The organism is Moorena sp. SIO1F2 (assembly GCF_010672755.1).
Taxonomy (GTDB): Bacteria; Cyanobacteriota; Cyanobacteriia; order Cyanobacteriales; family Coleofasciculaceae; genus Moorena.
On the sequence record NZ_JAAHFV010000080.1, the window covers coordinates 1 to 20,038 of the forward strand.

The window sequence follows — 20,038 nt, forward strand, 5'->3', positions numbered from 1 at the left end:
TTCAGAGGATAGTGAGGAATTTATCAGCTTTCTCTCAGCCTAGAGCTTTAAGGTTTATACAGTAAAGTCAACCAGTGAGGAATTATTAGTTAGGTAAATCTAGGCATGAGGGATTAAGTATTAGGGATTAGGCTTTGAATAGTAAACTCTAACACCATTACCCTAACACCATTTCTTCACCTAGTAATACTATCAAGTTCGGTTAATCCATTCTAGGATGGTTAATCCGATTTTGTGAATTTTCAATTTTTAAGTCTCCATTTTCATAGGAATCAAGTTTTTTCAAAAATTAGAGGATGGAAAAATGATTCAGATTATTCAGGCAAACTCGACTTCTGTATCCGACCAAAGTCTTCCCGAGAGTATCCAGCGCTTAATTAGTAATATCGAAAGTCAGTCGGTATTGGTACCGAAAATTGCTCGTCAGTGCATTTTGGATGCACGCATCTCACCGGAAGACTTGATTAGATGGGCTGACTTTGATCATCCCATCACCGAAAGCTACGGTCGAAAGCTACTGTACGAGTGCGATTCCTTTGAAATTATGGTGATGTCTTGGGCTCCAGGAGACTACAGCACGATTCATGACCACGGCGTAGCCCAATGGGGAGCAGTACAGTGCTTTGGCGAGGCGGAACACTACGTGTATACCTTAACAGATGGAGTGCTGCAAACCCTGAAGCGGCTGGACTATAGCTCTGGAGAGGTAAAGGCGGTAGCTGACGATATGATTCACCAGATGGGCAACCCCGGAGAATCCTGCTTTTTGAGCCTTCATGTATACGGGTGCCAAAACCCCAAGGGCTCCATCACTAGCAACGCACGAATATTTGACCTGCTTGAAGGCAGTATTCAACGAACTGATGGAGGGGTATTCTTCTGCTTGCCAGAGACACAAATTAAACAGCGGCACTACGGCTTACAAGCAGACGCTGAGACCACGCTCAGACACCACGAAAAAATGCGCGATCGCATTTGTCGAATCCTTGCAGTACAGGACAATCCTCTACTGCGCTCAAAATTAGCTGTGTTAGACGAGCAAATGTCACAGCTCAAGTAAGCTAAAGATAATTGGTAATTGCTAATTGATAATTGCTAATTATTACTTTTCAATTTTCAGTTTTTAATTTTAAAATGACCAATGAATAAATCAATCCAAACTAATTTGAGAACCCCATAGGTCTTGAGGTAGAAATGAGCGGTCCATCGGAATTGGTGCTACTGGTTCAGTTAGGGTAAATTTGCCACTCTCAATCCATTGCTTTAATTCCAGAGCAACTTGCCGGGAGAGGAAAATACTAGCAAGAGGAGCTACACGTACTAATTTACCATCAATAGTGATCCGACCAGACTTCAGCTGAGCGTAGCTGACTAACCCAAAGGTTGGACGCACCCGTCTAGGAATGGCAAAATCTACCACTGGTGCAACAATGTCTTGATCTTGTACAGCACAACGTTGCACTACTTCTTCATTCAGTACTGGCATTGGTACGCCCACACCTAGCATCAGAGAGGGGCCATAATTTTTAAAGTAACAACCCCGTACCCATTTGGGATTCATTTGCTTGGCATCTCCAATTAAAGCTAGAGTTGCTGCTGGTCCTATGGGTGTTTGATTGGGAAGGCGTTTTTGCAGTGGGAAGTGTTGGGTCCCTTCCCAAGCAATATAGCCAATCCCTCCACCCATAAAAATCCGCGTGCCAATACCCACTAGCTTCAGTTCCGGATCATTGATTAGGGGTGAGATTGCTCCTGGGTTAGAGTAAACTGCATTGGAGAGTTTGGGCTGCAACAAACCCAGATAAGTATACAAGGGGCGATCGCCTCCATTCACCCCTACAATGAAGTTTTGATACAGATTGCGGGGATTGAATAAATAAAACTGATTAATCCTATCCTTAGTGATCGTGGTCTCAAAGGAGCCTCTAGGATAACAATCTGTCACCTGTCCGAGGGCTTGCAGGTGGACGGGTTTCCCAGCAATCAGGTCTTCAATGACATCACCACCACCCCTTTGCCTCTGTTCGTCCATATCTGGAATCTCACGGTTATCTGGGTAGTCAACAACTTGAGTTGCTCCCAAAAACAAATCCACTGCTCCGAAGCCAGTGTAAGCTGGAACTCCATCTAACCAACATTTCCGTATTTTCACGGGTGGGTCAGTATGTCCCAAATTCATGATTGCTCCGGAAGACTCCATCTGCTCAAAGGTACCGGTAGTAATGATGTCTACTTCTTTCGCCGCCTGAGTGACACCGATGTCTGCCACCCGTGCTTTTAATTCTTCGACTGTCCACACTACGGCACAGTTACCCTCGATTTTGTCATTAATTTGAGCAATGGTTCGCATAGGGATTGGGAATGGGGAGAAAGGTTTTCCAAAATATCACTTGCCAGTGTTGACATCTCCCCCGGTTGAAACACGGGGGATTCTATAAGGTTGTTACGCGGCAGGGCGAGCAATCCCTCGCCCTGCCGCTCCACATCTTGTTCGATATGATCTAGACAGAGATTTGAACAGATCATATCGATGTGGGAGTGTCAAGCTCCCTCTACCCACCTTGGTAAGGTCGAGACCTAACTGTGTGGCTACTTTCCTAGCTATATTTGCGGCACCATTGCAATCCGCATTTACCAGGTGTCCAAAAGAAGTTTTGTACATTCCACGCTTTACCCGTTTTCCCGACGGTGTCCATCCTTTGGGTTTCTCACCATGTTTTGGGAGGCTGTCGTCGTCAAGGTAAGACGCTTTACTGGTGTACGCTTCCTCGGTGATTGTTAACTTTATTCCATATTCAAAGGCAAGGTTTTTTAGTCTTTCAATTAACCTTTTTGTGGGGATAACTACGAAGTTTTGATTGCCCCGCTTCCCCATATTTAAGGAATTTTTCTGACCTTCATTCCACCCAATTATTAAGTTGCCAATCCGATCCTGAAGACACCGATTAACAATAAATCGAGCAGCCTTGTTAATGGCATCCCGAATTTGGTTGTTGCGCTTCCGTTGAACTCGATCTAAGTTCGCATCCCAATAAAAATCGGGCTTCCCGGCTTTGTACTTAGCAACTAGCCTGGCATAACCCTGGTTCAAAGACTTAAGCTTTCGACCATCAATAATCAGGCTTTTCCCATGGGTCGAAACACCAGTCAGCCAGTTATCACCGCCGTGATCAAAACTCCATGCCTGGGAATAGTCTAGGTTTGGATTATTTTCTATCGGCTGCTTCCCATCCGAGATCACCCAATCGATCCAGAGTTGTCCTAAGTACGGACGGATAGTCACTTCTTTAACCCAATCTGGATCTATAAAGTCTGGTGGCTCTAAGGCAATTTCAGTAAGTAACTCTGCTTTAGACTCTTTGCTAATCGGAGGGTAAAACAATCCATTTTTATACTTAAGCGGCTGACGAGGAAAAGTGACAGGTGCTAGCCCACCTTTCTTGCGGTACCTGAGTAATTTAGGTTGATCAACTTGACCTTTATAATAGAGACCGACCAACTGGTTGTAACTAGCAATTGATTCGGCTACAGTTTTGAGACTTTGCTGAGCTGATTGAGCCGCCATTGCCTTGTAGTGAGGATTGCTTTTCAGCTCCTTACATAACTCGGCATACTTAAGTGCGCACTTATAGGTCTTCCAGCCGTATCTTAACTCATCACCGCGCCAATAAGTAGTGAAAGCCTCGGGTTGCTGCTCTAGCCAACTATAATGCTTCTGCTTGGAGTAATAAACAGCACAATTCCATAGGCTGTTAGCTTGTTCGCATTGAAACAACCAAAAAGCCTTTTCTTCCTCTGAAAATTTTGCTCTTACTGAAATTGTTTTGTACATTTGCTATCACCTCCTTGTTTCTATTATAACTTATTTGAATGGATACGGCGGGTTAAAACCCGTCCCGTCGCGTTTCCACCCCTCCTTAAAAAGAAGGGGCTATCACGCTCCCGGATATTTTGGTATCTTAGCTTACCTCCGTCAGCCTCAGTTATAATACGCAGTTGTCACAATCCATAGCTTGAGTTTTAACGACTGAAGGCTGATGAAGGTTTACTCTTCCTCCTTATCTATCTGATCTGATTTCTTGGATTTGGGGTGATTGTCCCATTCAGTCCTATCCTGGGAATCCTTTGATGTAGTTGGGCGGGCTACATCACGATTGTGTGATGGGATCGCAACGGTTTCTGAACGGGCCTGGGTATCTCTGATGGATATCGGACTAGTTTTCCATTGATCGAGGATATCTTTAATTAAAACTTCTTTTAGCCAAACCTGACCAACTACTGTTAATGGTAAAGCTAACAGTAAACCTAAAAAACCAAAGAATGTCGCGAAAAATACCTGAGCCAAAAGGGTTACTGCTGGTAGCAGGGATACCTGTTGCTTCATCACCAGGGGAGTCAGCAAATTACTTTCCACCTGCTGAATAACAATGTAGAGAATTAAAACAGCGATCGCTTTCCAGGGTGCATCTAGTAGAGCGATCGCAATCGGTGGGACTACACTCAATCCAGGACCAATATTGGGGATAAATGTCAAGATACCTGCCAAAGCCGCCTGTGCCAGTGCCAGTTTCACTTGTAGGATGACCAAACCCACAAAACTTAAGCCAGAAATGGCAGCAATGTTAACGAGAATACCTACTAACCAGCCCCGTAAAGATTGATCACATAGAGTCAAAATTTCATCAACTCGACGGCGATAGAAAGATGGGAAAAGTCGGATAAAGCTTTGACGATAAGCCTTGGGGTCAGCCAATAGCATTATAGTCAAAACTAATACCAGCAAAACTTGGGCTACGACAGCCAAAGAGTTAAAGGCAATGGAGAATCCACCACCCAATAACTGATTAAGTAACGGTTGTAGCTGTTGAATTAGCTGATCTAAATCTAATTGGATCTCGGGGAAATTAATCAGATCTTGGGGAAGACGCGCTGACAATATGTCCAACCACTGAACTAATTTTTCTATACCCCTAGGAACCTGATCAATCAGCTCTAGCACTTGATCCGTAAAGGGTGGAACAATTAGCCAGTAAAACCCTACCGCCAGAGCAACCATCAGAAGAATTGACAGCAGGACAGCAAAAAGCCGTTTGATGCCAGCCCGGCGGAATGTTTCCACCAAGATATTTAAGGCATTGGCAAGTACCACAGCAGTAAATATCAGCAGCAGTACTTTACGGATTTGCCACAGGATGTATAACGAAAGGATAAAGGCAAGTAGACCAATCCATGTGCCTAGACTCATGGTGAAACCTCCCACTGGCTCTAGCAGTCCCAGACCTAATAGTTCTATGGGGCTTAAAAACCTTATATTACCCTAATGCTACAGATTTTAGGTTTTAAATGAGGTTCTAAAACAGACATGATGCGATTAGCCCTTCGGGCTACGCTACGCGATTGGCCTACGGCCACGCTAAAAGCGATCGCATAAGCGCGGAAGCTCTGAGATCAGAAGATGGGGGTAATGGGGTGATGGGGTGACAAGCAGCTTAAAGGTCGGATGGGTGTAGCAGGGGTATCCTGCCGGTGAATTTTGATCAATTAGCGTACGCTGGCGTTGATGATCCCATAGTTCATGATCACCTTGGGAAACATAACTACCCTGTTATTAGTCTAATTAATCGCTTGTACTCATCCTCAAGGAAGATATATTTAATGTTTATTTCCCATCGTTGGCAGTCCAGAATGGCTCTACTCACCGCATTGGGGATCACTTCAACTGTAGCGTTACCAATGTTGATGGCTACTCAAGCTACTGCCCAGTCTAGATTCTACATCGAGCCACAGTTGGCTCAATTTACCCAAGTCATCATTCCTGCTGGGACTTTGATACCAGTTGAATCCGACGACGCCAAGAGAGTCATTGTCACTCGTAATGAAACTTTACCGATAACGCTGATAGTAGCTAGAGATGTAGTCTCCTTTTCAGGAACCCTCCTAATTCCAGCAGGTAGTGAGATTGAAGGCGAAGTGCGTCCAGTTCAAGGAGGTTCTCAGTTTGTCGCCGAAGAGTTGATTCTCAGGGATAGTGATCAATCCTTGTCCCTTGATGCCACCTCCGAGGTTGTCACCAAAACTGAAACTATTACCAAAAACACTGATCCCGATTTGCTCAAAGGTGCTGCTATTGGTGCAGCTGCGGGTGCTGTACTCTCGGAAATCTTTGGTAAGCTTGAGTTTTGGGAAGTTTTAGCTGGTGCTGGACTCGGTTTGGTTACAGAGCTTCTCCTTGCAGGAGGTCAGGAAGACGTAGAAGTAGTTGTCATCGACCCTGACACAGATTTAGATATAACCTTGAAGTCTGATTTAGTGCTTAACATTGATAATCGCTAATTTTAAGGATGAAGGATGAACCCTTCACCCTTCATCCTTGACTTGATAATTAATAATTCATCCTACCCGACGGTAAAGCTATCAGGGAACATCCTTCTTGATAATTCATCCTTAACCAAAAATTACTGTTACCTTAATATTTATCTCTTATTATCTATTATTATTAACTAGCTAATCACCAGGTCGTCAGGATAGCTAAGCTGATGGATCTTTATCGCCGCCTTCTCTGGAGTACTATATTGGTATTAAGTAGTTTAGTCACACAGATTCCAATGTTTGTTTAGACTAATGTTTGTTTAGACAAGACAGCAGGATGAGATAAGACATTTTATCTTTGCGATTCTATCGCTTATTTTCACACCTTTATAATTTAGATGCTGGCGTTCGCTTATGGATTCGTCAGCTTTTTATTTTTGTTTTCATGGCTTTTCGGTACCTGTTATTCTCAACTATTAATGTGAATCGGCTGAAACGACTACCCTATATAGCAATTATCTCTCCCATGAGGTGCAAAGCGATCCCCCTAAATCCCCCTTATCAAGGGGGACTTTGAAGTTTATAAGCGTACCTAATAAATGCAATAAACCCTATAATAAACTATTACAAATTTTGATAAAGTTAGCAAAAAAGCTATCTAGATCTGCTTCGTTAATATCTGGGTTGGTGAGAATGAAGCGAATTACAATCTGTTCTTGATAGTGAGAATAATTGACTAATGCTTGACCGGAGCGCATTAATTGATCACGTATCTCTAGATTCAGCTGATCTAAACCATGATTAGACAGACTGTTATCCCTGGGATTATAGCGAAAACAGATATTCAAAAATGTTGGTTGAACTATCAATTCTAAATTCTCACAATTGCGAATATAGTCTGCCGCGTAGCTGGCGAGTTCAAATAAGCGGTCAACTCTTGCTTCATAACCATTTTGGCCGTAGTATTTCCAGGCTAGCCACAGCTTAAGAGCATCTACTTTCCGCCCACACTGCAAGGACATAGTTCCGAGATTATTATTGACGCAGCCGAAAACCGCCTATCTTTAGATGGCGGATGAAGGCAAGGTAGCGCTTTTAAGCGCCGTCTTCATCAATGAGTATTGTGATGAGGGTCATTAATATATTCCATAATGACTTTAGAACTGACGCTACCTGCGGTTGTGTGAAAATATGAACGAGTCCACAAGCTTGGAAGCTTCAGCAGGTGAGGAAATTCTCGTCTTAGATAACACGATGACCTACCTTTGAAAGCTTGCACAACCTGGCTAATAGCATAATTGGGCTGATGACAAACGAACAAGTGAATGTGGTCGGGTGCTATTTCCAGGGCTTTAATTTCCCATTCTTTCTCAATAGCCAATTCATAAAATATTTCTCGGAGAGCGTGTTGCGACATCCCCGATTAGGACAGGTTTCCTCCTCTTGGGAATCCATACTAGATGAACACACGCCAATCCCACTGAATGGTTATGATGCTTGTATTTTATAGACTTCAGTCTCATTGTTGAGTTGTTTGGCGAATCCTATCGACAACTAGATCGTACTGTGCTATGTTGATAGCAGCAAGCAAACAACCATATTGACTCGGTCGAATCAATGCTAGTTTTAGAGTACAAAGTCAAAGCCAAACAAGCTCAATATCAGGCTATTGATGAAGCCATCAGGACAGTTCAATTCATTCGCAATAAGTGTTTGAGGTACTGGATGGATGCACCCAGAGAAGCCAATATATTGCGTTTTGACTTAAACAAGTACTCAACAGAACTACGCAACGAATTCATTTTTGTTAAAGACCTTAATTCTATGGCTTGTCAAGCATCTGCTGAACGGGCGTGGTTGGCAATTTCTCGGTTTTACGACAATTGCAAGTATCATAAACCAGGAAAGAAAGGATATCCCAGATTCCAGAAAGACAACCGCTCTGTTGAGTACAAAACCACGGGTTGGAAGCTTCACCAAACAAAGCGGCGTATCACTATTACTGATCAAAAAGGTATTGGTGAGCTGAAGCTTTTAGGTAAGTGGGATATTCATATCTATCCTGTAAAATCTATCAAGCGAGTTCGTTTAGTACGTCGGGCTGATGGCTATTATTGCCAGTTTTGTGTTGATATTGAGTGTGTTGATGCTCAGCCCAAAACCGGTCTTGAGATTGGGCTAGATGTTGGTCTGGAGTTTTTCTATACTGACTCCAATGGCTACCAAGAACCTAATCCCAGGTTCCTAAGAATTGCTGAATCTGACATCAAACAGGCTCAACGTCGCATCTATAAAAAGCAGAAAGGTTCGATTCGACGCCGTCAAGCCAGAGCTAGATACTCCAGAAAACACTTGAGAGTAAGTAGGCAACGGAATGAACATGCCAAGAGAGTGGCGCGTAACGTCTGCAAATCTAACGATTTAGTAGCCTATGAAGACTTAAGGGTTAGCAATATGCTCAAGAACCACTGCTTAGCTAAGTCAATCGCTGATGCTAGTTGGTATCAGTTCAGACAGTGGATAGAGTACTTTGCTGCCAAGTTTGAGAAACTAGCTGTTGCTGTTCCACCACACTACACTAGCCAACAATGCAATCAGTGTAAACGGGTAGTCAATAAATCTCTGTCTACTCGTACTCATGTCTGTCAGTGTGGCTGTCAGTTGCATCGGGACACCAACGCGGCTATCAACATTTTGCAGAAGGCAAAATCTAGGGTAGGGCATACCCGAAGTAACGCTAAGGGAGTAGCAACCTCTACTCTGCTTGGGGCAACCCTGGTAGAGCAAGTAGCTACGGTGAACTTAGAATCCCCGTCGCTTTAGCGCGGGGAGTGTCAAAGGCACTATCTTCGTCATCGTGGAAGATATAGTGAGTACCTTGACTAGAACAAGCCTCCAATAAAGTCCCTGGTTGTTTAACCAGAATAGCTGAACAAATCAAGGGCACCCCCATGAGTTTGTGAGCATCCCAAGTAAAAGAATCTGCTAAGGAGCTACCTTGCAACAGGTGCTTGTGCTGGTTGCTGAACAAAACCGGAGCACCCCAAGACCCATCCACATGTAGCCAGAGTCCATATTTGCTGGTAATTTCTGCAATTGAGGGCAACGGATCGAATGCACCGGCAACGGTAGTTCCTGCAGTAGCTGTAACAAAGAAAGGTGTTTTTCCTTCCCTTAGGCTTTGTTGAATAGCAGCGTCTAATTGTTGCGGGCACATGCGCTGCTCATGATCGGATTTGACTTTGACTACATTGTCTATCCCCATGCCCAACAAATTTGCGGCTTTGAAAAAGGAATAGTGAGCCTGATCGGAGATGAATGCTGCTAGCTGGTGATTTCCCAATCCCTTGTTTTTGGCTTCGGGTAGGAGTTTGTGTCGCGCACAAAGCATGGCGATCAGATTAGCATTACTCCCTCCTGTAACCATCAATCCCTCACCTTGAGGAAAACCGATCAAGTCGTTGAGAGCCTCAATCAATTTAATCTCTATTAGCGTGGCTACTGGAGCAACTTCATAGGTATACATAGAAGTATTAGCAGTACTAGTTACCATTTCTGCTAATAATCCAGTTATCTCAAATCCACCCCAAAGCTGGTTGAAAAATTTGTGGCTACTAGTCCGCACGCTGTGGTCGAGGTACGATTCAATAATCGGAATTAATTTGGCTAAGGGAACTCCGTTTTCTGGTAAGCTTAAATCGAGTTTTTCCTTAAGGGTTTGAGGGCTTTTATAATCTATTACCTTGGTGTCAGTATTTTTATTTTCCTGCAAATAGTTAAGGAGTTTATCAACAGTTAAATTTATAATTTTTTCAAACTCGATCATAATTTATTATTTGGTATAATTATATATTTGGTGGAATTGATAAGGGTGCATATCCTAAAAGCTGTTTGACCCGGTGGGTGGAATGGGCATCTTGCCCGTTACAATTTTCGGGCGTGCTGTCCCAACGGTGACGACGAAGCATAAAATGAGGGATCGCCCGTCCCTAACGGGTGCATCTCATTTTTGCTGTTTGAGCTAGTGGTGCGTTACGGGACGGACTATCCGAACAATGGCTACCGAGAAAATGAGGGATCGCCCGTCCCTAACGCACCCTACCCAAGTATCAAAGTGCTACTAAAACTTCGGCAAGTTTCCTCTTCGTGCTAGCGAATACTTCATGTTGTTGATTGTCCCAAATGCTAACACGAGAATTAAGCTCGATGATTTTCGGTTGACCGTTAACTAGGGCAAGATCAATGCCATAAAACCGGTTACCGTACTGTACCATATGTTTTTCAATTTGTTCGACTAGATCTAAGACACTGCTAGGGATAAGCTCTATTTCTACAACACGCATCTCGCCTCCTTCAGTCACGGATGCTACTAATTTTCCTGAAGCTGGAGTACGTACTATAGAGTGAACAATTTCCCCGTTGAGGAGTGCTACACGAAAGTCATGAACACCATTGACAATACCGGGTATACCTGAGCGTGAATCGAGAAACTCTTGCACTAAGAAGGGATAGGGGCAATGTTGCTTCTTTAAGAACTCATCGTCTCCAATGTGGACATTTCTAGCTTCAAGACCATCTACTGGCTTGACAACTTTATATTGCCCTGGTATACTACTTAGTGCATCAAAAAACTCATCTTGGCTGTTAACAAGATAGGTTTGGGGAGAATAGTCACTAAACAGCTGAAAGGTTTTATATTTGTTGGTGCAAATTTCGTTAATTTCCTGACAGTTAAGAACTGGGATAGTTCCATCAGAGCTAAACAATCCTTTATCGAAAATGACATCAGCTTTGACAGGACCGGTTTCTATCACTTCTCCATCTCGTAATTCCCAACTCTGGGCAAATTCTCCTGACCCTAGATAGGAAGATTGGTGACGAACAACACGAAAATTGGCACCACAGGCTTCTATTGCTTCACCAAGTTGGGCAATGTGTCGTATGTACTTTTTTTTAGTAAATGGGTAGGCAAAGGTGCCAGCTTCATCAAAAAAGACAGCAACAGTTTTCAAGGTTTACCTCAAACTGGGCATCAACCAAAAATTATAGCAATTTTTATTTATTGTCTTGTGGAATTGAGCTAAAAGCCTGTAAAATTAATCCCACAGCCGGTCAGGTGCATTACTGACAAGGGTGCCAGATGTCAACCTACCCTTTTGAATTAAGAATTTAGAATTAAGAATTTAGAATTCAACCTTCAACCTTCAACCAACCTCCAACCTTCAACCAACCTCCAACCTTCAACCAACCTTCAACCTTCAACCAACCTCCAACCTCCAACCTCCAACCTTCAACCAACCTCCAACCTTCAACCAACCTCCAACCTTCAACCTTCAACCAACCTTAAACCTTGAATCAACCCATTAATCTATTTGAATACGAAGCCCTAGCGCCGCAGTATCTATCTCCCATGGCACTGGATTATTACGCTAGTGGTGCTTGGGATGAAGTAACACTGCGAGACAATCGTGCAGCGTTTGAACAGATAAAACTCCGTCCTCGGATGTTGGTGGATGTTAGTCAACGAGATTTAAGCACACAAATCCTAGATCAGTCTCTGCCCATACCGATTCTGGTTGCTCCGATGGCATTCCAGTGTCTGGCCAATCCAGAGGGTGAATTGGCAACAGCAAGGGCTGCTGCTGAGGTAGGGGCAATCATGGTGTTGAGTACGATGTCCACCAAACCGTTAGAAGCTGTAGCGCTAGCTGGGAAACATCGACAACAGGAGAAAGGCAAAAAGGCAGAGGGGGAACAGACCGATATCCAAAATCCCTCATGGTTTCAGCTGTATGTCCATCGCGATCGCACTCTCACCCGTAGACTGGTGGAACGGGCGGAGGCAGCTGGTTTTAGTGCCCTTTGTCTGACCGTAGATGCACCAGTGTTGGGGTGTCGAGAAAGGGATCGACGCAATCAATTTACTCTACCGGTAGGGATGGAACTGGCTAATTTAGCGACAATGACCGGTCTGGAAATTCCCAAAACTGCAGGAGAATCGGGTTTATTGAGCTATTTTGCCCAGCAAATTGATCCAACACTGACCTGGCGGGATCTGGAATGGTTACAATCGATCACTACTCTACCGGTGTTGGTCAAAGGCATTTTGCGAGGAGATGATGCTCTCAAGGCATTGGACCATGGAGCAAAAGGAATCATTGTATCGAATCATGGGGGTCGGCAACTGGATAGTGCGATCGCATCCATCGATGCCTTACCCGAAGTGGTCGCAGCCGTGGGAAATCATCTACCAGTATTAATCGATGGGGGTATCCGTCGAGGAACTGATGTGCTCAAAGCTTTAGCCTTGGGTGCATCAGCGGTGTTGGTAGGTCGTCCGGTATTATGGGGATTAGCTGTAGCAGGAGTTGCGGGAGTACGCCATGTCTTGCAATTGTTACGGGATGAATTGGATATAGCGATGGCGTTGAGTGGCTGTACTAAGGTCAAGGATATTGACCGTAGTTTGGTGAAAATTAAAGATTGACTATATGATTAATAAATTAATCACAGCTTATAATACCTGATGACTAAGCCAAATAGCTTAGGAATATCAATCAATTGGCTGAAGTTATAGCAAGACTGCGTATGTTAATTTTCATAAAAAAGGTTATTATTTATTGGTAATACTTTGATACTATTCCCCTAAATTCCTAGCACTTATCAAGGTTAGCGTCAGGGTTAGATAAGCTTTGAGCGATTTATCAAGCAATTATTAGTCTGAAATCCGAAAAAGAAATGAGTAATAAACTAGCCACTATCACCGTTAGTATTATCTTATCTTTAACGTTTACCTCAGCCAGTTTAGCTGAAACAGTCTTGTCAGAAATTAAGCGCACTGGTGTTTTAAAAGTAGGAATTAGAGAAGATGCCGCTCCCTTTGGTTTTCTAGACGACCAAGACAAATTGCAAGGCTACTGCATGACTAAAATGTATGTTCTAGCCAACTATTTTGGTGAAGTACTCAATAGACCTGTTCGGTTAGAGCCAATTCCATCTGTTCTAGACGAAGACTCTCCTAACAATCGTTATGGGATGGTAGCCAATGGCAAGGTACATCTAGATTGTGGACCCAATACGATCAAAAGTGCTCCACCACTATCAGGAGTTACTTACTCCACTGCTTTTTATTTTTCCGGGACACATTTTCTAATCAGACCCGAAATGAAGGGTATATTCAATCCTGAAACTTCCCTAGCTGGTAAAAAAATTGGTGTCCTTCCTGGTTCAAATACACATCCCTTAATCTCCAGTACCTACCCATTAGCTGAAATAGTAGACACTCGTTACAGAGGCTCTAACGGTCGAGAATTGGCTCTGAGAGATGTTGTCGAACGGGATATTGATGCTTTTGCCAGTGATGGCATGCTTTTAATGGCAGAAGCCTTAAGACAAGGGCTGACATTCCAGGATTTTACCTTAATTCCTGACCGACCGTTAAGTTGTGATTTTTACGGAATAATTTTACCGGATCAGGATATAGAATGGAAGACAATAATTGATAAATTTATTACTAACTTAAGGTGGGAGATAATTTTGGAAAAATCCTTGGGTGTTGAATCTATTTATTACCAAGGTCTACGACAAGCTGCTTATGAAAAATGTGCTAACTAAATCGCTGACTGCTGAAAGCTGACTGCTGAAAGCTGACTGCTGAAAGCTGAATAATGAATACTTACAAGCCTATTTTTGATTATTCAAATAGACGACTATGTTAAACCCATTCTCTTGGATTAAGCGTGCTTCCCATCGTCGATGGTTTTACCTGCTGATTCTGGTAGTTGTGGGACTGGGTCTAGGGGTAGGGTTACCCAATACCTCATCAGCATTTGGCTCATGTGGGTTAGATGGTGATGCAGGAATTGAGATAATTCAGTTAATCACCATTTCTGATCAACAAGAAGTAGAGCTGGGTAAGTGTTTGAATCAACAAGAAGTTGATCAAGGGCTGGAGATTTATAGCGATCGCAAAATCACTGAATACGTCCAAGACATTGGTCAGAGATTAATCCCCTATAGCGATCGCCCCAATTTTCCCTATACCTTTCAAGTAGTCAAGGACAACACTATAAATGCCTTTGCCTTGGTGGGTGGCTTTGTTTATGTTCATACTGGCTTGCTGAAAGGGGTAGAAAATGAAGCTGAGTTAGCTGCAGTGATAGCTCACGAAATAGCTCACATTACTAGCAAACACAGTATCGAGAAGCTGCGCCAGATTATCAAAGACAACAACTTTACTGAAATCGAGTATGGGACAATTATAAATCTTCTTGAGGATATCGCCTTCTCTCTTCCCCGAGGAAGGCAGCAGGAATATGAAGCAGACCGCAAGGGATTAGAAATGTTGCACGGTGCTGGCTACGCTTCCTCAGGCATGACTGGATTTCTCCAAAAATTAATAACCATAGAAAAAAAATCCACCAATCAACCTGCAATGTTAAGAACCCACCCAGAAACAGTAAAACGCCTTGATACCCTAAAAGAAATAATCAACAGAAAAGGTTGGGATCCCAATGATGGTGATGGCTTAGACAGTGCTGCTTACAAACAGAGAATCCAATCTCTAGCAATCGAGTAGGTGAGCTAGCTATACTGACTGACTGTAATTGAATCATGGGGGTCGGCAATTGGATAGTGCGATCGCATCCATCGATGCCTTACCTGAAGTGGTCGCAGCTGTGGGAAATCATCTACCGGTATTAATCGATGGAGGTATCCGTCGAGGAACTGATGTCCTCAAAGCCCTAGCCTTGGGTGCATCAGCCGTGTTGGTAGGTCGTCCGGTATTATGGGGATTAGCTGTAGCAGGAGTTGCGGGAGTACGCCATGTCTTGCAATTGTTAAGGGATGAATTGGATATAGCGATGGCCTTGAGTGGCTGTACTAAGGTCAAGGATATTGACCGTAGTTTGGTGAAAATTAAACATTGACCAGAGTAATTAACCAATAACTAGTCACCAACTAATTAATGACTAATAATACATTTGGCTTAGTAATATCAATGACTTGGCTGACATTATAGAAATAATAGGTATGCTATCTTTGATTAGAAAAATCACTATATAAATTACTATTTATTGGGAATATTTTGATACTATCTCACTAAATTACCGCCACTTATCAGGGTGATGATAAGAGTTATATAAGGTTTGATATTAATCGATTTATCTATTGGAAACTGAAATATAGCAATTCTCTATGCCATGAGGTACAAAGGGATCCCCCGTTGGTCCCCCTTATCAAGGGGGACTTTGAGGTTTAAAAGCCTACCTCATAGCGAGGATAAACGCTTCTTGATGCAGTCGCTCATGGGGGAAACCACGGCAGTCGCTCATGGGGGGAACCCCCAAGACCGCGCTGCCTCCCCAAGACCGCGCTGCATCGCTATAAATCCAGAGCTATATCAATTTTTTATCAGAATAAATAGGGTGCTATTACCAAACCAATAAAATCCTAAAAAGACCGAAAAATTAATGAAACTACCGAACTTATTAAGCACCCTTGGTTTAGCATCCATTATCACCACTTTAGCCGTAGTAGATATTCCCAAACCACTGGAAACCTTTGCCTATACATCTCCTAGTCAGTCAACCAGTGAAGGGATAGGACAAAGCAATGATGTTTTGATTGCATCTGGACGTAGTGCAAACTTTGAGAATGGAATATTTTCTGTACGCCTTCCGGAAACAGGCACTCTCGGACAAGAGCTTGATAATTTCATATCTGCTAATCCTAGTTTCAATGTTGAATCAAAAGAGAAGTGGGTTAGTAACATCAAAGTCTCTTCTCTGAGCAGAGGTTCGATTAGTAATGGAAGTGTACCAATCACTGCTAGATGGTCTGTTCGATTATGTTGGACCAATACTTTTGCCTTAAAGAAATGCGTTGGCGGCTGGATAAACAAAAGTGAGGACTTTGAAACGTCATGCTCTATCGGGGTACAACCACGCTATCTTCGTTGCAGAATGCCAGGTAAAGTTAGCGAATTGGTAAGAGAAGGTAGCATTTTAGTTAAATAAACTGTCTATATTATCTTGATTTTACTAATTAAAAACTGAGCTGTTTGTCATCAAAGCAAATCCCAAGCTCTTTACAGCGATCGCACCTTTAGATTTAAAGCAACCTTAGCCAGCGCCATAGCGTAAGCTTGGCGTCTGGTAGTTTACAACTTTTCTAAATTCCCTGAGCTTTGTTTACTACTGACTAGCTGTAACAAATTTAATTTAACTTCTTTAAGTTAGTTTTTAGACGAGTGCGCACATATTTATATACTGTGGCATAAGGTATATCCATGCCACACAATCCCTTTAACCAAAGTTGCACTTCCCCATAACTACTAAATCCTTCCGGTTGTTGTAATTTAAGTCGTAATTTTTCCTCTACGTCCAGGGGAATCTTTCTTGGTCTGCCTGACTTTTTGTTATGCTCTAATAACCCTTCAATTTCACCCCGACGATATAGACTAAACCACCGTGATACTGTGGTGCGGTGGCATCCTACTAGCATTGCTATATGCTCGATACTATTACTCGCTCCTATTTTGAGCCAATACAAAGCTTGGATTCGTTTTTTATGACTACTTTCTTTGAGAGACTTCAGTAGTGCTTTAAGTTCCTCTGGAGATTCTTTAATTTCTAATTTAACAAGACATACCATAATAAGCGCGTTTGTATCTGGTTTGTAAACACACTTCTTGCTGGAATTGGCAAAAGGCAAGAGGCAAAAGGCAAGAGGGTAAAGAGATCCAGAGTTTTATTGGACAATAAAAAAAGACCTACTAGGTTTTCAGAAACGCTATATAGCTTTTATTGCAATGAGGTAAGCTTCTCAACCTCAAAGTCCCCCTTTTTAAGGGGGATTTAGGGGGATCCCTTTGTACCTCATGGGAAAGATAATTGCTATATTAACTTTTCTTGCCTAATTCAAGTATAGTATTTTTTTTTTTAAAACTATCGCACAGGGAAACTGATAAAAGTAACTGCTGTTATAGCAGTCTAACCAAAGCTTAGGACATATTTCGTTTACCTGCTCAAAATTCCCTGCTCCCGACTCCCGACCATTTGTTACAAAATTTTAAAAATATGCTATAATATAATATTTTTTGTGCTATAGTATAAAAGTGGGCGCTCAGACGCCCAGAGTCAAGAGCTAGCCCGGGAACAGTCCAATCTCTACGGGCTAGCTCTGGCTCCCCTATAACAAGGAGATACTTTAATGATGACCTATTCTGAACGCCTTCATCCGTGGGTGATCATTCGGCTGTTACCACAAATGCAGCGAGTTGTTGTTGCTCGCTTTCGCAATCGATCGGATGCAGAGGGACATTTATGGGCCCTGAAACGATTGATGCCGGATGCGGAATTTATAATTGTTTTTGATGTTGGTAATAATCGGATCGATGAGGAATCTTAGGGGGTAAATCTCATGTAGCGGTTTCGGACTTTAATCACCATTGAGTTTGATGATCGATTTTAAAATGCTATTGCTATGAATCCTTCATCAAATTCTCAGATATCACTCACCTTGGTTTCATCTTATCCCCTCACCCTAAGGTTAGGGATTCCAGCCACAGCCCCTGATGCTGGGGTTGGGCAAAAGCCCACCCTCACAAGGGTAGTAGTGCGTAGGGTGCGTTAGGGGCGGACTAATTCTGATTTTTTCTATCGTAGCCAGCCTTGGGATAGTCCGTCCCGTAACGCACCACCCACGGGCTCGCACTCATTAGGTTACCAGTGACATCTAGGCAGGGAAAGCACGATTATGAATAAATTACTTAAAATAGCCCTCAGCACTACTTCCTTAGTCGGGCTGTGTTTGATGGCACTAGTCGTACAAGCCGGAAGCTGGGATAATTTCAAACTCCGTTACTTCCATCTCACTGCCTATCTCCACAACCAAGACCAGGAAATCACTGACCTCCAAAAACAAAACCTTAATCCAGCAAAATCTACTCGCATTAATTTAACTGAACTCCTCAATGGTGGTCCCCCAAAAGACGGTATTCCTAGTATCGAGAATCCTAAGTTTGATACCGCTCAAACCACACCATTTTCTAAAACAGAAACTGTGATTGGTGTGGTAATTAATGGAGAAGCCAAAGCCTATCCTTTCGGGGTCATGAATTGGCATGAATTGGTGAATGACACAGTAGGTGGAGTTAATGTTAGTGTATCCTATTGTCCCCTTTGTGATACTATAGTTGCCTTTAATCGCAGCAATACAACCTACGGTGTTACAGGCAAACTTTATCAAAGTTGCCTAGTAATGTATGACCGTGCCGATGATACCCTTTACTCTCAACCTTGGGGGATGGGTATTATTGGTGCTAAAGTCAATCGTAATCTTAAAACAATTCCCGCTATCAAAACTACTCTTGGCGCTTGGTTAAGCAAGTATCCCAACAGTAAAATTCTATCCACTGACACAGGTTATAACCGGGCTTACTTCAGCTATCCCTATGGTAGCTACTATACCGATAAGCGAATTATTTTCCCAGTCAGGAATCAACAACGACTTACCCTCCATCCCAAAGCTATTGTTAGCTATGTGTGGGAAGCGGATCAACAAACCCCTAAAAACCAATTTTCTGGGGCTAGCTATCAATTTGTCCATGACCAATTAAAAAAAGTGGGCGAAAAAGTTGTAGAATTCAATGGTCGTCCAATTAGAGGACGTTGGGATAGCCAACTTCAAACTGTATTAGTAGAAGAATTCGATGGCACTCCCATCCCCAGTTCTACTGCTTTTGCCTTTGTGTATGCAGCTTACTTTGGTAAATAACCTTACAGACCAGACAATTCACCCAATTTAAAACTGCAATAACTCATGACTAATATAGCGGTTTCTATCCTAATTAGGTAAACATGATTTTTTCCCTGTTCCCTGTTCCCTGTTCCCTGTTCCCAGATCCGCTGCTCCCTGCTCCCTACTCCCTAAAACCCAAAGATTTGTACCTCACCCAATTAAAAACCGCTATAACCATGACTAATAACCACAATATCTTAGTAATTATCCCTGTTCTCAATGAAGAAACCACGATCACTGGGGTGATTAAGTCTCTTCAATCCTATAATTTGAACAATATTCGGGTAGTCGATAATGGCAGCACAGACAACAGTATTATTAAAGCAAAAGAAGCCGGTGCCGAGGTAATCTGTGAGCCTATTCCTGGTTACGGTCGAGCCTGTTGGCGGGGATTGCAGCAACTAGACCGAGATATTAATTGGATATTATTCTGTGATGGCGATGGGAGTGATGACTTAAGTTATTTACCCCAGTTTATAGCTGAACCGCATAAGTATGACCTAATTTTAGGTAACCGCCGCGCCACAGTAAATGGACGTAAGGCGATGACCCCAGTGCAAAATTTTGGCAACTGGCTAGCTACCTTCCTGATCGGTTGGGGTTGGGGACACTCCTATCAGGATTTAGGACCATTGCGCCTAATTCGTCGTTCAGCTTTGGATGCAATCCAAATGCAAGATAGAGGGTTTGGCTGGACAGTAGAAATGCAAGCCCGTGCCATCGAATGTGGTTTGCGAATCTGTGAAATCCCTGTTGGTTACCGTCGCCGACAAGGGGGACGCTCGAAAATATCTGGTACCCTTTCTGGTAGTGTCCAAGCAGGAACAATAATTCTAATGACTTTAGGTCGTCTATATCTACGTCGCCTTAAGCTTACCCAGGCAGATGGCACAATCGGTAAAAGTGTTGAAGAGGGAATAGGGAA

17 protein-coding genes and 2 pseudogenes are annotated in these 20,038 nt (G+C 42.9%); 11 read left to right on the forward strand and 8 right to left on the reverse strand.

The annotated features are described in order from the left end of the window. Window positions 1-304: 304 nt before the first annotated feature. Window positions 305-1,060 (forward strand): cysteine dioxygenase family protein, encoded by a 756-nt coding sequence (locus F6J94_RS12410; protein ID WP_293040324.1) that lies wholly within the window; start codon window positions 305-307, stop codon window positions 1,058-1,060. Between the two features lie 90 nt (window positions 1,061-1,150). Here F6J94_RS12410 and F6J94_RS12415 read toward each other — a convergent pair whose 3' ends face one another. The 3 genes from F6J94_RS12415 to F6J94_RS12425 form a co-directional block, all read right to left on the reverse strand. Next, complete coding sequence (locus F6J94_RS12415; RefSeq protein WP_293040327.1) at window positions 1,151-2,350, reverse strand: homocysteine biosynthesis protein; 1,200 nt, start codon at window positions 2,348-2,350, stop codon at window positions 1,151-1,153. 93 nt (window positions 2,351-2,443) lie between these two features. Next, window positions 2,444-3,832: a transposase gene (locus tag F6J94_RS12420; RefSeq protein WP_293040331.1), complete on the reverse strand. Its 1,389-nt coding sequence runs from the start codon at window positions 3,830-3,832 to the stop codon at window positions 2,444-2,446. Window positions 3,833-4,045: 213 nt separating this feature from the next. Then, a complete protein-coding gene (locus F6J94_RS12425; RefSeq protein WP_293040334.1) occupies window positions 4,046-5,245 on the reverse strand; it encodes an AI-2E family transporter in 1,200 nt (399 codons plus the stop codon). A 410-nt stretch (window positions 5,246-5,655) separates the two neighbouring features. Between F6J94_RS12425 and F6J94_RS12430 the strand changes: the two genes are divergently transcribed. Next, window positions 5,656-6,333 (forward strand): hypothetical protein, encoded by a 678-nt coding sequence (locus F6J94_RS12430; protein ID WP_293040337.1) that lies wholly within the window; start codon window positions 5,656-5,658, stop codon window positions 6,331-6,333. 587 nt (window positions 6,334-6,920) lie between these two features. Here F6J94_RS12430 and F6J94_RS12435 read toward each other — a convergent pair. Both F6J94_RS12435 and tnpA read right to left on the reverse strand, forming a co-directional pair. Further along, window positions 6,921-7,337 (reverse strand): annotated as a pseudogene (locus tag F6J94_RS12435) (pyridoxal-dependent decarboxylase); the annotation flags it as partial. A gap of 83 nt (window positions 7,338-7,420) precedes the next feature. Next, window positions 7,421-7,832: pseudogene (gene tnpA, locus F6J94_RS12440) on the reverse strand (IS200/IS605 family transposase). Between the two features lie 94 nt (window positions 7,833-7,926). On the opposite strand from tnpA, the gene F6J94_RS12445 reads away from it, so the two are divergent. Next, on the forward strand, window positions 7,927-9,132 hold the full coding sequence (locus tag F6J94_RS12445; RefSeq protein ID WP_293040340.1) for a transposase: 1,206 nt from the start codon (window positions 7,927-7,929) through the stop codon (window positions 9,130-9,132). Here the strand turns inward: F6J94_RS12445 and F6J94_RS12450 are convergent. Further along, entirely contained in the window at window positions 9,101-10,135 is a 1,035-nt protein-coding gene (locus F6J94_RS12450) for a pyridoxal-dependent decarboxylase (RefSeq protein ID WP_293040343.1), read from the reverse strand. The genes F6J94_RS12445 and F6J94_RS12450 overlap by 32 nt on opposite strands. Before the next feature lie 283 nt (window positions 10,136-10,418). Next, on the reverse strand, window positions 10,419-11,321 hold the full coding sequence (locus tag F6J94_RS12455) for a RimK family alpha-L-glutamate ligase (RefSeq protein ID WP_293040346.1): 903 nt from the start codon (window positions 11,319-11,321) through the stop codon (window positions 10,419-10,421). A gap of 338 nt (window positions 11,322-11,659) precedes the next feature. Between F6J94_RS12455 and F6J94_RS12460 the strand changes: the two genes are divergently transcribed. The 5 genes from F6J94_RS12460 to F6J94_RS12480 all read left to right on the forward strand — a co-directional run bounded on the left by F6J94_RS12460 (window position 11,660) and on the right by F6J94_RS12480 (window position 16,328). Next, window positions 11,660-12,796, forward strand: a complete 1,137-nt coding sequence (locus F6J94_RS12460) for an alpha-hydroxy acid oxidase (RefSeq protein ID WP_293021038.1) — start codon at window positions 11,660-11,662, stop codon at window positions 12,794-12,796. Between the two features lie 251 nt (window positions 12,797-13,047). Further along, on the forward strand, window positions 13,048-13,923 hold the full coding sequence (locus F6J94_RS12465) for a transporter substrate-binding domain-containing protein (RefSeq protein WP_293021037.1): 876 nt from the start codon (window positions 13,048-13,050) through the stop codon (window positions 13,921-13,923). A gap of 97 nt (window positions 13,924-14,020) precedes the next feature. Then, on the forward strand, window positions 14,021-14,887 hold the full coding sequence (locus tag F6J94_RS12470; protein ID WP_293040349.1) for a M48 family metallopeptidase: 867 nt from the start codon (window positions 14,021-14,023) through the stop codon (window positions 14,885-14,887). 28 nt (window positions 14,888-14,915) lie between these two features. Further along, the gene (locus tag F6J94_RS12475) at window positions 14,916-15,239 is read left to right on the forward strand and encodes an alpha-hydroxy acid oxidase (protein WP_293040352.1); all 324 of its coding nucleotides are present in this window, start codon (window positions 14,916-14,918) and stop codon (window positions 15,237-15,239) included. Window positions 15,240-15,782: 543 nt separating this feature from the next. Continuing rightward, entirely contained in the window at window positions 15,783-16,328 is a 546-nt protein-coding gene (locus F6J94_RS12480) for a hypothetical protein (protein WP_293040354.1), read from the forward strand. A 199-nt stretch (window positions 16,329-16,527) separates the two neighbouring features. Here F6J94_RS12480 and F6J94_RS12485 read toward each other — a convergent pair whose 3' ends face one another. Further along, window positions 16,528-16,965 carry a helix-turn-helix domain-containing protein gene (locus F6J94_RS12485; RefSeq protein WP_293040356.1) on the reverse strand — a complete coding sequence of 146 codons (438 nt, stop codon included), beginning with the start codon at window positions 16,963-16,965 and terminating at the stop codon, window positions 16,528-16,530. A 561-nt stretch (window positions 16,966-17,526) separates the two neighbouring features. On the opposite strand from F6J94_RS12485, the gene F6J94_RS12490 reads away from it, so the two are divergent. The 3 genes from F6J94_RS12490 to F6J94_RS12500 form a co-directional block, all read left to right on the forward strand. Further along, entirely contained in the window at window positions 17,527-17,721 is a 195-nt protein-coding gene (locus F6J94_RS12490) for a hypothetical protein (RefSeq protein WP_293040362.1), read from the forward strand. Window positions 17,722-18,069: 348 nt separating this feature from the next. After that, window positions 18,070-19,089, forward strand: a complete 1,020-nt coding sequence (locus F6J94_RS12495) for a DUF3179 domain-containing protein (protein WP_293040358.1) — start codon at window positions 18,070-18,072, stop codon at window positions 19,087-19,089. 83 nt (window positions 19,090-19,172) lie between these two features. Next, window positions 19,173-20,038 (forward strand): glycosyltransferase family 2 protein (locus tag F6J94_RS12500; protein ID WP_293040360.1); only part of this gene is annotated, 866 nt, incomplete at its 3' end.

What these genes read in the sequence shown, in the direction of transcription:
- F6J94_RS12490 (WP_293040362.1), top strand. Translation starts at nt 17,527, where the DNA reads ATGACCTATTCTGAACGCCTTCATCCGTGGGTGATCATTCGGCTGTTA.
- F6J94_RS12415 (WP_293040327.1), bottom strand. Translation starts at nt 2,350, where the DNA reads ATGCGAACCATTGCTCAAATTAATGACAAAATCGAGGGTAACTGTGCC.
- F6J94_RS12480 (WP_293040354.1), top strand. Translation starts at nt 15,783, where the DNA reads ATGAAACTACCGAACTTATTAAGCACCCTTGGTTTAGCATCCATTATC.
- F6J94_RS12465 (WP_293021037.1), top strand. Translation starts at nt 13,048, where the DNA reads ATGAGTAATAAACTAGCCACTATCACCGTTAGTATTATCTTATCTTTA.
- F6J94_RS12410 (WP_293040324.1), top strand. Translation starts at nt 305, where the DNA reads ATGATTCAGATTATTCAGGCAAACTCGACTTCTGTATCCGACCAAAGT.
- F6J94_RS12425 (WP_293040334.1), bottom strand. Translation starts at nt 5,245, where the DNA reads ATGAGTCTAGGCACATGGATTGGTCTACTTGCCTTTATCCTTTCGTTA.
- F6J94_RS12495 (WP_293040358.1), top strand. Translation starts at nt 18,070, where the DNA reads ATGAATAAATTACTTAAAATAGCCCTCAGCACTACTTCCTTAGTCGGG.
- F6J94_RS12445 (WP_293040340.1), top strand. Translation starts at nt 7,927, where the DNA reads ATGCTAGTTTTAGAGTACAAAGTCAAAGCCAAACAAGCTCAATATCAG.
- F6J94_RS12485 (WP_293040356.1), bottom strand. Translation starts at nt 16,965, where the DNA reads ATGGTATGTCTTGTTAAATTAGAAATTAAAGAATCTCCAGAGGAACTT.
- F6J94_RS12470 (WP_293040349.1), top strand. Translation starts at nt 14,021, where the DNA reads ATGTTAAACCCATTCTCTTGGATTAAGCGTGCTTCCCATCGTCGATGG.
- F6J94_RS12430 (WP_293040337.1), top strand. Translation starts at nt 5,656, where the DNA reads ATGTTTATTTCCCATCGTTGGCAGTCCAGAATGGCTCTACTCACCGCA.
- F6J94_RS12450 (WP_293040343.1), bottom strand. Translation starts at nt 10,135, where the DNA reads ATGATCGAGTTTGAAAAAATTATAAATTTAACTGTTGATAAACTCCTT.
- F6J94_RS12420 (WP_293040331.1), bottom strand. Translation starts at nt 3,832, where the DNA reads ATGTACAAAACAATTTCAGTAAGAGCAAAATTTTCAGAGGAAGAAAAG.